General features: G+C 60.6%; 15 protein-coding genes and 1 pseudogene. 11 read left to right on the top strand and 5 right to left on the bottom strand.

The window, feature by feature from the left end:
* Nucleotides 1–165 precede the first annotated feature (165 nt).
* Nucleotides 166–288: a hypothetical protein gene (locus ACTQV3_RS08785; protein ID WP_441536225.1), complete on the bottom strand. Its 123-nt coding sequence runs from the start codon at nt 286–288 to the stop codon at nt 166–168.
* Between the two features lie 179 nt (nt 289–467).
* Here ACTQV3_RS08785 and ACTQV3_RS08780 point away from each other — a divergent pair, with 179 nt between their 5' ends.
* Together ACTQV3_RS08780 and ACTQV3_RS08775 are read left to right on the top strand one after the other, a co-directional pair.
* Nucleotides 468–644 carry a hypothetical protein gene (locus tag ACTQV3_RS08780; RefSeq protein WP_441536223.1) on the top strand — a complete coding sequence of 59 codons (177 nt, stop codon included), beginning with the start codon at nt 468–470 and terminating at the stop codon, nt 642–644.
* 114 nt (nt 645–758) lie between these two features.
* On the top strand, nt 759–1,466 hold the full coding sequence (locus tag ACTQV3_RS08775; protein ID WP_441536221.1) for a hypothetical protein: 708 nt from the start codon (nt 759–761) through the stop codon (nt 1,464–1,466).
* A 93-nt stretch (nt 1,467–1,559) separates the two neighbouring features.
* Here ACTQV3_RS08775 and ACTQV3_RS08770 read toward each other — a convergent pair whose 3' ends face one another.
* Complete coding sequence (locus ACTQV3_RS08770; protein ID WP_441536229.1) at nt 1,560–2,696, bottom strand: DUF697 domain-containing protein; 1,137 nt, start codon at nt 2,694–2,696, stop codon at nt 1,560–1,562.
* A gap of 490 nt (nt 2,697–3,186) precedes the next feature.
* Here ACTQV3_RS08770 and ACTQV3_RS08765 point away from each other — a divergent pair, with 490 nt between their 5' ends.
* The 5 genes and pseudogenes from ACTQV3_RS08765 to ACTQV3_RS08745 all read left to right on the top strand — a co-directional run bounded on the left by ACTQV3_RS08765 (nt 3,187) and on the right by ACTQV3_RS08745 (nt 4,695).
* The gene (locus ACTQV3_RS08765; protein WP_441536219.1) at nt 3,187–3,402 is read left to right on the top strand and encodes a hypothetical protein; all 216 of its coding nucleotides are present in this window, start codon (nt 3,187–3,189) and stop codon (nt 3,400–3,402) included.
* The gene (locus ACTQV3_RS08760; RefSeq protein WP_441536217.1) at nt 3,402–3,626 is read left to right on the top strand and encodes a hypothetical protein; all 225 of its coding nucleotides are present in this window, start codon (nt 3,402–3,404) and stop codon (nt 3,624–3,626) included. Before ACTQV3_RS08765 ends, ACTQV3_RS08760 begins: the two co-directional genes overlap by 1 nt.
* The gene (locus tag ACTQV3_RS08755; protein WP_441536215.1) at nt 3,619–3,759 is read left to right on the top strand and encodes a hypothetical protein; all 141 of its coding nucleotides are present in this window, start codon (nt 3,619–3,621) and stop codon (nt 3,757–3,759) included. The genes ACTQV3_RS08760 and ACTQV3_RS08755 overlap by 8 nt, the downstream gene beginning before the upstream one ends.
* A pseudogene (locus tag ACTQV3_RS08750) lies at nt 3,749–4,522 on the top strand (N-acetylmuramoyl-L-alanine amidase); the annotation flags it as partial. The gene ACTQV3_RS08755 and the pseudogene ACTQV3_RS08750, both read left to right, overlap by 11 nt.
* Nucleotides 4,523–4,584: 62 nt before the next feature.
* On the top strand, nt 4,585–4,695 hold the full coding sequence (locus tag ACTQV3_RS08745; RefSeq protein ID WP_441536227.1) for a hypothetical protein: 111 nt from the start codon (nt 4,585–4,587) through the stop codon (nt 4,693–4,695).
* Between the two features lie 125 nt (nt 4,696–4,820).
* On the opposite strand, the gene ACTQV3_RS08740 is transcribed toward ACTQV3_RS08745, so the two are convergent.
* Nucleotides 4,821–5,195, bottom strand: coding sequence for a hypothetical protein (locus tag ACTQV3_RS08740; protein ID WP_441536213.1), 375 nt, complete (start codon nt 5,193–5,195; stop codon nt 4,821–4,823).
* Between the two features lie 283 nt (nt 5,196–5,478).
* On the opposite strand from ACTQV3_RS08740, the gene ACTQV3_RS08735 reads away from it, so the two are divergent.
* The 3 genes from ACTQV3_RS08735 to ACTQV3_RS08725 all read left to right on the top strand — a co-directional run bounded on the left by ACTQV3_RS08735 (nt 5,479) and on the right by ACTQV3_RS08725 (nt 7,961).
* Nucleotides 5,479–6,021: a DUF4352 domain-containing protein gene (locus tag ACTQV3_RS08735; RefSeq protein ID WP_154517316.1), complete on the top strand. Its 543-nt coding sequence runs from the start codon at nt 5,479–5,481 to the stop codon at nt 6,019–6,021.
* 39 nt (nt 6,022–6,060) lie between these two features.
* Complete coding sequence (locus ACTQV3_RS08730) at nt 6,061–6,483, top strand: XRE family transcriptional regulator (RefSeq protein WP_154517313.1); 423 nt, start codon at nt 6,061–6,063, stop codon at nt 6,481–6,483.
* 98 nt (nt 6,484–6,581) lie between these two features.
* Nucleotides 6,582–7,961: a serine/threonine protein kinase gene (locus ACTQV3_RS08725; protein WP_441536210.1), complete on the top strand. Its 1,380-nt coding sequence runs from the start codon at nt 6,582–6,584 to the stop codon at nt 7,959–7,961.
* 37 nt (nt 7,962–7,998) lie between these two features.
* Here the strand turns inward: ACTQV3_RS08725 and ACTQV3_RS08720 are convergent, their stop codons facing one another.
* Both ACTQV3_RS08720 and ACTQV3_RS08715 read right to left on the bottom strand, forming a co-directional pair.
* Nucleotides 7,999–9,132 carry a coiled-coil domain-containing protein gene (locus ACTQV3_RS08720; RefSeq protein ID WP_441536208.1) on the bottom strand — a complete coding sequence of 378 codons (1,134 nt, stop codon included), beginning with the start codon at nt 9,130–9,132 and terminating at the stop codon, nt 7,999–8,001.
* A 233-nt stretch (nt 9,133–9,365) separates the two neighbouring features.
* Nucleotides 9,366–9,662, bottom strand: a complete 297-nt coding sequence (locus ACTQV3_RS08715; protein WP_441536206.1) for a hypothetical protein — start codon at nt 9,660–9,662, stop codon at nt 9,366–9,368.
* Nucleotides 9,663–9,919: 257 nt separating this feature from the next.
* On the opposite strand from ACTQV3_RS08715, the gene ACTQV3_RS08710 reads away from it, so the two are divergent.
* Entirely contained in the window at nt 9,920–11,176 is a 1,257-nt protein-coding gene (locus ACTQV3_RS08710) for a carboxylate--amine ligase (RefSeq protein ID WP_441536204.1), read from the top strand.
* Nucleotides 11,177–11,241 lie beyond the last annotated feature (65 nt).

Below are 11,241 nucleotides of genomic sequence, written 5' to 3'. Positions count from 1 at the left end.
CGAGCCGTGACCGGAATCGGTGAAAATACGTTAGCGCAACCGGTGAAACCGCCTTTGCGCGAACGGCGCGCCTGTTTAGCGAAACTGGTGAAAAATAGATTGACGCTAACAGGTGCTCACCGACATCGCCAACGCGATCCGCGTCCAGAACGGCGGCACGGGCACCTACCTGCCCTCGGAGATGGCGGCGGCGGTTCTCACGCTCGACGGCACCAAGGCGGGTGCGCCTTTCCAGGCGACGCCGGGCGCCGGCGCGAGCGTGATCTCGGATGCCGTATTTGACGGCATCGCGGACGCCATCCGCGCGCAGAACGGGCTCTCGGAGACCTACAAGCCCTCCGAGATGGCGCCGGCCATCCTGGCGCCCGCATGGGACGTGGGCGCGGAGATGCGCGCGATCCTGCTCGCGGACGATACGCTCGAGTTTCAACTACCGCGACGGGCGCTCCTCCGACGTGCCCGGCGCGGTGATCCTGGACGCCTGGGAGGTGGACCCGGAGGGCTACTCCTCGGCGGGTGTCCGCCCATGGGACGACGTGAAGCTCTCCGTGACGCGCGTCGTCTTCGACGGCGACTTCTCCGAGGGCGGGCTCGCCAACGCGAGCTACCTCTTCCACGGGTTCGAGAACCTCGTGGAGGTGTAGGGCTTCGAGGAGCTCTCGGGAGCGACCAGCCTGAACCAGACGTTCGTGAGCTGCCCCTCGCTCGAGACGATCTGGACGGACGGGTTCACCTCGTCCGCCACGAGCGGGTCGCTCATGTTCAGCGGGTGCAGCAGGCTCGTGGGCGGCCTGGGCTACGTGCCGGGGCAGATGGACAACCACGCGAAGCTCAACTACGGGGTGGACGGTGTGCTGACCGACCCCGCCGACGACCGGTGCGAGTGGTTCCGCTGCTTCCTCTACGCGGACGGCGGGCTCGTGCTGACGGCCGCGACCGAGCCCGAGGCGGGGCGGGAGCTCGTCTCGTCGGGGCGCCTGTGCGCGAACGCCCGGTACAACTCGGTGGGCTACCAGCCGTGGTACGACCACCGGCACGACGTGGAGGCGGTGGAGATCGCCGCCGACATGGCGACCTACGACCACGTGAACACGAACTACTGGTTCTACGGGCACGGGGGGATCGCAAGCGTGACGGGCATGGGCAACCTCTGCGGCGTGCGCGAGATGCAGCACACCTTCAACAGCTGCGAGGGGCTCACCGAGATCGACCTTTCCGGGCTCGACCCGTCCTCGCTCGAGGACCTCGCCTACACCTTCGGCGGGTGCGGCTCTCTCGTGACGATCTGGGCGGACGCCGACTGGGCGCTGCCGTCCTCCGGCGTCTCCGGCTTCCAGACGTTCTACCAGTGCGCCTCGCTCGTGGGAGGGGCGGGCACGACCTACGCGAGCTCGCGGGCGGGCTACCAGTACATGAGGATCGACGGCGTGGGCGGTGCCGGCTACCTCACCGCGAAGAGCTCTTGACAGGCACCCCTCCGGATTACGCTGGGGACGAACCTGCCGTGCGGGCGGCGCGAGGGGCGGGCTGGGATAAATCGTTGGGATTACCCAGTTATATTATGAACGCGCTAGGCTGAGCTGCTCCTTGAAATGGCCAACCATCTTCGCCTTACCCTCTTCTGTCGCAAAGTCCTTTTCCGTCAGTTCCCCCTTGAATATCAGGGACATTATCCAGATATATGTTTCTCCCAAGGCGGCCGTGAGAGCTGCTGCTGTTCCTCCTGATATAGCTGCTCCGGTTGCACTTCCTACGCCGGGAATGAGTTTTAGAAGGTTTGATACTACCGTCTTTCCCAGCAGCGTTGCTCCTCCGGTGCCCAGCAACGATGTCAGCGTTGAGGTTATTAGGGACTTACTCAGATCTATCCCGAACACTGCGGCGATTCCGGCAATCATGGCAATCTGGATAGGAATCAGAATGGCACAGTCGGAAACCGGAATCGGAGATGCTCCCGCTGCGGTCGCCGCCGCAACGGAAGCGAGTACAACCGCCTGTGCCCTCTTTATTTTTTCGTCGAGGCTTACTATCTGTAGGTTTTGAAGCGTGTCGAGCAACTCATCCGGCAGAGCTTCCCCCATCACGCGAATTAGGACGTCTAGGCCAAACGATTTCGCCACGTAGTCCTCGTCTATCTCATAATCCTGAGCAAGAACCGGCACAACTTGAACTATGTTCAGATTCTCAGCTTCTATGGTTTTTCTCAGCTCTTGGCAGCCCTTTTTTGAGATGCACTGGGTAAGTACCACGATGATTGGCACTTGGGTAACCTCGTTCTCTTTCCCAAGCTCCCGTAGCCATTCGATTTCCTCGGGCTCAATCCGGTTTGAGGTGGCGTTCACGCAATACCAGATGCAGTGGATTGCGCGGCTGATGTCCTGGCAAGCAAACCCATCTTTGATGGTTTTCATAACCTCGTGCTTTACTTCTTGCTGGACCTGCTCGTTCAGCTCGAAGCCTTTCGTGTCGTAAACAACGAGGGGGAAGTTTTTCTTGCTGATTCTCCTCATGTGCTGGGTAACCGGCCGTCCTACGCCAGTTTCAGCAAGGTCCTCCCTAAACACGCTGTTTATTAAAGTGCTTTTGCCGACACCTGTTTTCCCAGCGATGATGATGTTGAGCGTAGTCAGGTTTGCGATTCGATCTCTGATGGCATCGAAGCACTCTTGGACAACCTTATCTGTATCTATCGCCATCTCAATCACATACTTTCAGTGCTCTTACGCCTATCAACTCTTTCCGGGCCCATGTCGTCGAAATCGATGTCCGACGTGTCATATCCCGACCTGTACTGGCGAATGGACAGTTTCCGTATTAATTCGGGCATGACGGCAAGCGCGACTACCGTGATGACGATGCTTCCTGCAACATAGCAGGCAATCTTTGTGCTCCTCTTCATAGCAGCTCCCAGATCCGATAAAGAACGTGCTTTTCCATCATTCTATCGCGAGGGATATAGAATCTCCTCGCCAACGGAAAGCTTAACGTGCGTTGTCTTATATCGACGAATGTGGAAAGGAGCAGCGGTTTCCGCTCCATCGCCTTTTCCTATAGTCTGTGAACTCCTTTGTGAAGCGACGGAAGGCGACGCTTCACAACATATCCGCAGCTAGACATGCTCGTTTGTGACCGCATCGGACACTTCTCCCAGAGGGCGGGGCGTCCCCGTCCGGGGAGGAGGCGCGCATGGAGTCGGTCGTCTCGGCGCTCGTGACGGGGGTGCTCACCCTCGCCGGGGTGCTCGTGCCCAACTCGCGCAGCCGCGAGGTCATGGAGGTCAAGATCGACAACCTGACGCGGCAGGTCGAGAGGCACAACTGCCTCATCGAGCGCACCTATGCCCTGGAGCAGGACGTCGCCGTCGTGAAGGCGGAGATCGAGAACATGCGGAAGGGGCAATGATGGAGGCTTTCCTGACATCCAACGAGTGGCCGTGGCGCCTGGCGCGAACGATCGTGCAGGGCGTGCTCGGCGTGGTCGTGGCCAACGTGGACATGCTCGTGGGCTGCGTGGTGCTGGAGCCCGAGTGGCGCGCCGTGGTGGTGGCGCTCGTGATGGCCGTGCTGTCGCCGGTGATGGCGGAGCTCGGCGCGGCGCTGCCGACGGGCGGTGAGGCCGATGAGTGAGCGCGAGTTCGCGAGCGAGGAGGAGCGCTGGGAGGCGCTGCACGGCGAGAGCGTCGAGGCGGCAGCGCCCGACGGCTGGGAGCCCGACGAAGGCGAGGACGGCGGCTTCGAGGAGGTGCCCGATGGCGTATAGCATCCTCTTCAAGCAGTGCGGGAGCGACCACATGACGCGCGGGCGCTCGCGCGCGATCGACCGCATCGTGGTGCACTTCACGGCGACGCTCGCCTCCGCGCGCAACAACGCGACGTGCTTCGCGCGCAACGAGGGGCAGGGCGCGAGCGCGCACTACTTCGTCGACGACATCACGCCAGAGATCTACCAGAGCGTGGCCGAGGGCGACACCGCCTGGCACGCCGGAGACTGGCAGATGAACTGCCGCGCGATCGGCATCGAGGTCGTCTCGGCAGGCGAGGACTTCAGCGCGACCGAGGTCGAGAAGCTGGGATGGCTGGTCAAGAAGCTCATGGCCAGGTACGGCATCGGCGCCTCCGGGGTCATCCGCCACTACGACGTGACGGGGAAGCTCTGCCCCGCGCCCTACGTGGCGGCGTGCAAGTGGGCGGCGCTGAAGGCCGCGATCACGGGCGGAGCGGCGTCCGGCGGGACGACTGCGGCCGCCCCGGAGGGCACAGTCGCGGAGCTCGCGCGGCGCGTCATCGCCGGCGAGTTCGGCAACGGGAACGCGCGGCGCGCGGCCCTGGGGAGCCGCTACGACGATGTGCAGGCGGAGGTGAACCGTATCCTGGCCGGGGGCTCCGGCGGGGGCGCGGCACAGGCGCCGGCTTCTGACGACGTGGACGACCTCGCGCGCCGGGTGCTCGCGGGCGAGTTCGGCAACGGCTCGGCGCGCAAGGCCGCGCTTGGGTCTCGCTACGCGGAGGTCCAGGCGCGCGTGAACGAGATGCTGGGCACCGGGGCTCCTCGGGAGGCTCGTCTGGCGGAGCCGACGTCGACGCCCTGGCGCGCGCCGTCATCCGCGGCGACTACGGCAACGGCGCCGAGCGCAAGCGCCGCCTGGGGTCGCTCTACGACGCCGTGCGGGACCGCGTGAACGAGATCCTGTCGTGACGCGCGAGGACGTCCGCTGGGGCGTGGCCACGGCGCTCGCCGTGCTGCTGTGCCTGGGTGTGCTGCCCTTCGTTCCGCTGCTCTGGCTCGCGGGCAGGCTCGATACGTAGCGTTTTGTCTCTTCACTAAGGAGTACACAAGGGAGAGGCCCTCGCCCCTTTGCCGGGGCGAGGGCCTCCGTCGCTACCGCCTCCGGCACGGGCCGTCGGAGAGCGCGGGAAGTCTCGGTGCCTGGGGCCGTCCACGAGCACCTCGTGCCACCACTCGCGGCTTCGCGGCCCGTCCGCTGCGAGGTTGTCGATCAGGCGGGTCTGGGTGACCTCGTCGAGCTCCGCGAACTCGTCGCGCATCGCGTTCTCGATGGCGGAGGAGCTCGCGATCATGTCGTGCAGGATCTGCTTCTTCTCCTCGAGGGTGAAGCTCTCGGGCGAGATGTCCACGAGCTCCGCCATGAAGTAGGCGTGGTCCTCGGTGTCCTCGAGTGCCTTCCAGTCGGTCATGCCTGTGCTCCAATTCTCTCATGTAGTGAGTTTTCCCCTTATCTGGGGTGGTACGAATTACGGTACGAATAAACCTGCTCGGAGCGTTTCAAGCCGTTGCGAAGTGTTATCCGAACCTCATTACGACACCTATATCTACCTACGAAAATGTTGCAATTTGTTGTCCGCTGTTTCGAACTGGGGTGCGCCTTCTGATTAGCTCCCAGCTAATGAATTCAAGTTTAATCCTTCCTACGATGTGCTGTGTACCGGCGCGGTAGCCGGATCGTAGGAAGGATGCATAATGAAAAAGCTCGAAAACGAAGTGCTGCTGAGCCGTCGCGCTGCACTTGGCGCATTCGCCACCGTCGCCTTGGGGACTGCCGGTCTTCTTGCCGGTTGTGGTAGCGATAAGGCGACCGTCACCGAGGACGCTGGCGATGGCGACAAGAAGGAAGAGGCGAAGAAGGAAGAGCAGCCTACGACTGACCTGGCGGTTGGCACGACGGTGACCACAGCTGCCGGTCTTTCCGTCGTCGTCGATTCCGTCCAGCCCGGCCTTACAAATTATGACGGTTCGACCATGACGGGCATTCACGTCACGTACGTCAACAATGGCGATGAGGGCGCAGATTACAATATCTACGACTGGAAGGGCGAGGACGCCAACGGCGCCCAACAGAATCAGGGTTACTACAGCGAGGGCTCCGATGAGCTGCAGTCTGGTACCCTTTCCGCCGGTGGCTCCGTGGCGGGCAATATCTACTTTGATGGCGATATCAAGAAGGCACTGTATTTTGCCAACATGTTTGATAAGTCTGCCACTGCAAGCTGGGTGCTGGCCTAGCATGTCGCTACCGTTGCGCCGGATGGGAGGTGAAGTCGTATGCCCGATAAAAAGCTGACCGAGGAGCTGCTCAATGAGCTTCTCGATGCGCCGAACATCGATGGCTATATCAGGGAGCACGACTTTGCCGCCCCGTCGCTTTCGGATTACCTGAAGCAGCTACTGCAGGAAAAGGGCTTGGAGCGCTCGCGCGTGGTTCGTATGGCCGATCTCAATGAGACCTTTGGCTATCAGATCTTTACCGGTGCGCGTCATCCGAGTCGCAATAAGGTACTGCAGATTGCCTTTGCGATGGCGCTGACGCTCAAAGAGACCAACCGTGCGCTGACGGCTGCCGGGGTAAGCGTCCTTAACTGCAAGGACCGCCGCGATGCGATTATCATCTTTTGCATCGATCGCGGGTGCAGCCTCCAAAAGGTCAACGAGGAGCTGTATCGCTTTGGCGAGGAGACGGTGAATTAGCCGCTGATATCTGAGCCGGCGGAGCTGTCGAACAACGATGCAAACGAACGGGGCGCGGATGCCATGGGGTGTCTGCGCCCTGCGCTATGATGGAGGCTATGGATACTCAGACCCCAACATATTCCAATGACGAGCTGACCGCAGCGCTTGCCGAGCACCTGGCGTCGCTCGATCGCGACGACAGCTATCGCGTGGAGCGTGTACTTAAGCGCTCGTCCGTTGAAACAACCGAACTCGTGTACTTTGAAGGAACCGGCGGTGGTTCGCTCGGTCCCTTTGTCCGTAAACGCATCGATGCTTCGGCTCAAATCGGCGGGGCATACGAGCGTCTGTTTGCCGCTCAGCGGGCAGGCAGGCGTTTTGAGCACCTGCCCAGAATCGTCGATTGTCGTCGCGCGGGCGACGAGCTCAACGTGGTTATGGAATACATCGAAGGGGAGACACTCGGGGCACTGGTGGACCGTCTGGGAGCCGCTCCCGATTATGCGCGTGAATTGTATCCTGTCCTTTGCGACGCCGTGGGCGAGCTCCATGCCGGTTTTGCAATGGCGGGGGAGGCTTCGGCGCCGGTGATCCATCGCGACCTCAAGCCGTCGAATATCATCGTGACAGGTGCCAACTATACGCCTGATGACGGCCTGACGTTTTCATCGCTGGTGATTATCGACTTGGGGATCGCGCGCGTGTGGCGCGATGGCGCCGATGCCGATACTGTCAAGTTTGGGACACGGCCCTATGCGCCTCCCGAGCAGTATGGGTTTGGACAGACGAGCGTGCGAAGCGACGTCTACGCGCTCGGTGCCCTGCTGTTCTTTTGTTTGACGGGAGTCGACCCTAAACCAGGGCTCGACATGCGCGAGCAATGCGAGGTGCGCGGCATTCCCACTCCACTTGCCGATGTCGTTTGCATGGCGATGGCGCTCGATCCGGCCAAGCGCTTTGCAAGTGCGGAAGCGTTGGGACGGGCGACGCGCGCGGCATACGATCTGAGTCGCCCCGTGCGGCCTCCTGCGCCTGCGCCTGTCCGTACTCCGGCCTCGGAGACGTTGTTGACGCCCCAAGGGCTCCAGAACCCCGCAAGGCTTCCTAGGCCTGCCACCTCCGCTGCATGCGGTCTGCTCTCTCGCGTTCCGGAGTCCCTGGGGCGCATTTGGAATACGCTCGTCTGCTTCTCGCTGCTTGTGTTCTTTGCCGGAAGTCACTTTGCCGTCTTTCAACCCACGGGAGCAAACCAAAGCTACCCGACGTGGCTTCTCATAATCGAGTATTTTTTCTTTGTCGATGGCCTTATGGCGCTTATGCATTTTGCGGTGCTCGATAAGCGCCGTCTACGTCGGCGATTCGCACTGCTCGACAGCTATCGCGGCAAGAAACTCGCGAAACTCTGGCTCAAGGCATTGGGTGTGCTGCTCCTATGCATGATCGTCATAGTCGCGGTTGCCAATGCGACCGGCGTCGTCGATACCTCCGCTACCTAAAAGAAAAGGGCCCCATTGGGGCCCTTTGCAGTTGTACTTAGATGCGGTTCATCTGAGCGGCGACTTTGTTGTACCAGTCCTGCCACGTGGGTGGGCAGTACTTTTTGGCCGCAGCCGGGGTAAGGGTGGAGCCGTAGTTGGCGCCCAGATAGGCAACGTGAGCGAAGATGCCCTCGCTCCAGCTGCCAAAGCTGCGCCAACCGCCGCCACGTGCACTCCAGCCCCAGGCGTTGTAAGAATTGGCGCAATAAGCACCCTTGGTGCTCTCGATGCAGGCGATGGCGGGGGACCAACGGGGGTCGACACCGGTATTCCAAGCGGCGACGGCAAAGTTATAGCCCTGGCCTGCCATAGGGGAGCCGGCGAGGTAATTGTCGATGCGGCTCGTCCACTCATTAATGAACGAATCGTAATCGGAACTACCGGTGTTGGCGTTGTTCACCGTGGTGTCGATGGTGGTGTTGGCGTTGGTGGCCTGGCTGCTGGAATTGCTGCCGCTCACGCCCTCGCCCGAGAGCTTCTCGGCGGCAGCGGCCTTATCGGCCTCAAGCTTGGCAAGCTCGGCGGCATTTTCCTGCTCGGCTTTTGCCTGTGCCTCGCTGCGGAGCTGCTGGGCCTGCGCCAGCGCATCCTCGGCGTTTTTCTGCTCTGCCTCAAGCTGAGACTTGGCCTGCTGGAGCTCGGCCTTGTTCTGCTCGAGTTCGGTTTGCATGTTATTGAGCTCTTCGATCTCGTCGACGCTCGAGCTTGTGATCTGGTTGGTGTATTTGCAGGTCGTGATGAACTCACCCAGGCTCTGTGTGTTGACCAGGAAGCTCACGATGGGGCTGGTGCCCTTCTGGTACTTATACAGATCGCGCATGGCGGAGCTTGCCTTGGCCTGCTGCTCGGGTAACTCGGCCTCAATCTTATCGATGTTCGCCTCGTTGGCGTCAATCTGCTTCTGCAGATCGCCGAGCTTGGTGCGGGCATCGTTGTAGGCGCCCGTGGCGGCTTCGATCTTCTGCTGGGCGGCGGCAAGCTGATCCTGCGTTGCCTGCGAGGCGGCATACGCCGCGACGGGGGAGAGCATCGGCGTGGCCGTCAACGCAACGGCGAGCGCGGCGCTCGTGATGATACGAGCCGGCTTCGACGCGATGAGCGCTGCGGTGCGATGATTCGAATGCTGCATCCAGTCCCTCTGCAATCAATCGTAGGTTATTGTTCCTCAGGTAGTCTACTACTGCTTTCGACCTCAACTTGAACCTTAAAGGTTTTAAAGGGTCAAGTTGAACTTGAGACTTTGGCTTTGACCTGCAGTTATATCGAATTGTTGAGAAACCATAGAGTTCAACTTTAACGTTACGGGGCCTGTTTGGGACGGGCTTTGGACTGTGAAAGCTATCTCAACGTTGGGGTTTGTGGCTATAAGGTCCCATCGCGGCGAGCTTGCCCTACTTCGTTGAGCGCCTGGGCGGGGGTGAACGAACAGGTGCCGTCGCCGAGTTTGATTGCCCTGATGTTGTCCCCGGCGTGGGCATCGGAGACGAGGCCAAACTGCTCGATGGCGGTATCGTGTCCGCCGGCGACGGGCGTCTTGCGCGTGCCTTTGTGCGCCGATGTATCGATGGAGGTGATGTAGGCGGCACCGTCGTAAGCGTCGTTTGCGGTGCGCAGAGGAGCAGTCGCTTGCGCGCTGCGCCAACTCGCGTTTTGCGGCATCGAGGATGGGGTTATCGGTTGGAAGGTCCTGGAGCACGCGTGCGCCTTTCACTCGGGGGTATCAATATGCTGAACCCTACAACAACGGTGGGTTCATTGCCGTTTGTCATACGGCGGTGAGTGCGGCCTTCATGCTGGATAATTGCGTTGATTGTCATAGATACAGTGGAGCTTTAGGAGGAAACGGTCCGGCACGCTAAAATAAACGGGTTGCATAAAGACCGCCCGTCGTGGGCAGTTCTAGATAGGAAGTTTCCATGGCATTGCAGTTTACAGAGCGCGAGTTTATCCCCGTGCTGCTCGGCGGCGACATCAACGCCTATTCGGTGGCGCGCGCCTTTTACGAGGAGTATCAGGTCAAGAGCCTGGTCTTTGGCAAGTACCAGACCGGTCCTGCGTACCGCAGCCAGATTATCGACTACACGCCCAATGTTGATATCGACACCATGCCGGTCATGATCGAGACCATTAACGGTGTCGCGCAGGCCAATCCCGATAAGAAGATTATTCTCATGGGCTGCGGCGACAACTATGTCGCGCTTGCCGTACAGGCTCAGGACGCCGGCCAGCTTGCCTCGAACGTCATCGCGCCCTATGCGCCCTACAGCATGCTCGAACAGTGCCAGAAGAAGGAAATCTTCTACGAGCTGTGCGAGAAGCACGGTGTTCCCTATCCGCATACGTTTACCTTTACCATGGCCATGCTCAACGCCCAGGGCGAGGCTCCTGCCGAGGTGCTCGACCAGATCGATTTTCCCTTCCCGATGATCCTGAAGCCTTCCGACGGCATCATGTGGTGGGAGCACGAGTTCGAGGGCCAGAAGAAGGCCTACGAGATCGCCGATCGCGCCGAGCTGGAGCAGGTCATTCGCGATGTATACGCGAGTGGCTACACCGATGACCTCATCTTGCAGGATCGCGTGCCCGGCAACGACGAGTACATGCGCGTGCTTACCAGCTATTCCGACCGTAACGGCAAGGTGCGCATGATGTGCCTGGGCCACGTGCTGCTCGAGGAACACCAGCCCCATGGTGTCGGCAACCACGCCTGCATCATCACCGAGCCCAATGACGAGCTCATGGGCGGCGTGCGCAAGTTGCTCGAGGACCTCAAGTTTACGGGCTTCTCCAACTTTGACGTCAAATACGACGAGCGCGACGGTTCGTTTAAGTTCTTCGACTTCAACACTCGCCAGGGCCGCAGTAACTACTACGTCACCAACAGTGGCTTTAACGTTGCCAAGTACGTAGTGGACGAGTATGTGTACAACCGCCCGTTTGAGCCCGAGTTTGTGACGGCGCAGAACGAGGCGCTGTGGATGGTTGTCCCCATGGGCGTGGTCGATAAATACGTCAAGGATCCCGAGCTGCGCGCTAAGGCGCATCGCCTGGTCAAGGAGGGTAAGGCCGCCGACCCCTCGTTTATGAAGGGCGACTTTGTCTTTAACCGCTGGCTGCGCATGTGGCACACCAAGCTGCGTCACTTTAAGCTGTTTAAGACGTATTACAAATAGGATGAACGTCGCGCCCGCCCGGTTTGTATCGGACGGGCGCGGGTATGATACGCGCAATGCTGCGA

The organism is Collinsella sp. LCP19S3_A7, assembly GCF_052121995.1.
GTDB lineage: Bacteria > Actinomycetota > Coriobacteriia > Coriobacteriales > Coriobacteriaceae > Collinsella.
The sequence above is the reverse complement of the archived record's forward strand: the minus strand, read 5'-3'. Positions and strand labels throughout refer to the sequence as shown.

Coding starts and splice junctions, on each gene's coding strand:
- ACTQV3_RS08785 (WP_441536225.1), bottom strand. CDS start 288: ATGCCGTCAAATACGGCATCCGAGATCACGCTCGCGCCGGCGCCCGGC.
- ACTQV3_RS08775 (WP_441536221.1), top strand. CDS start 759: ATGTTCAGCGGGTGCAGCAGGCTCGTGGGCGGCCTGGGCTACGTGCCG.
- ACTQV3_RS08770 (WP_441536229.1), bottom strand. CDS start 2,696: ATGGCGATAGATACAGATAAGGTTGTCCAAGAGTGCTTCGATGCCATC.
- ACTQV3_RS08765 (WP_441536219.1), top strand. CDS start 3,187: ATGGAGTCGGTCGTCTCGGCGCTCGTGACGGGGGTGCTCACCCTCGCC.
- ACTQV3_RS08760 (WP_441536217.1), top strand. CDS start 3,402: ATGGAGGCTTTCCTGACATCCAACGAGTGGCCGTGGCGCCTGGCGCGA.
- ACTQV3_RS08755 (WP_441536215.1), top strand. CDS start 3,619: ATGAGTGAGCGCGAGTTCGCGAGCGAGGAGGAGCGCTGGGAGGCGCTG.
- ACTQV3_RS08740 (WP_441536213.1), bottom strand. CDS start 5,195: ATGACCGACTGGAAGGCACTCGAGGACACCGAGGACCACGCCTACTTC.
- ACTQV3_RS08735 (WP_154517316.1), top strand. CDS start 5,479: ATGAAAAAGCTCGAAAACGAAGTGCTGCTGAGCCGTCGCGCTGCACTT.
- ACTQV3_RS08730 (WP_154517313.1), top strand. CDS start 6,061: ATGCCCGATAAAAAGCTGACCGAGGAGCTGCTCAATGAGCTTCTCGAT.
- ACTQV3_RS08725 (WP_441536210.1), top strand. CDS start 6,582: ATGGATACTCAGACCCCAACATATTCCAATGACGAGCTGACCGCAGCG.
- ACTQV3_RS08720 (WP_441536208.1), bottom strand. CDS start 9,132: ATGCAGCATTCGAATCATCGCACCGCAGCGCTCATCGCGTCGAAGCCG.
- ACTQV3_RS08715 (WP_441536206.1), bottom strand. CDS start 9,662: ATGCCGCAAAACGCGAGTTGGCGCAGCGCGCAAGCGACTGCTCCTCTG.
- ACTQV3_RS08710 (WP_441536204.1), top strand. CDS start 9,920: ATGGCATTGCAGTTTACAGAGCGCGAGTTTATCCCCGTGCTGCTCGGC.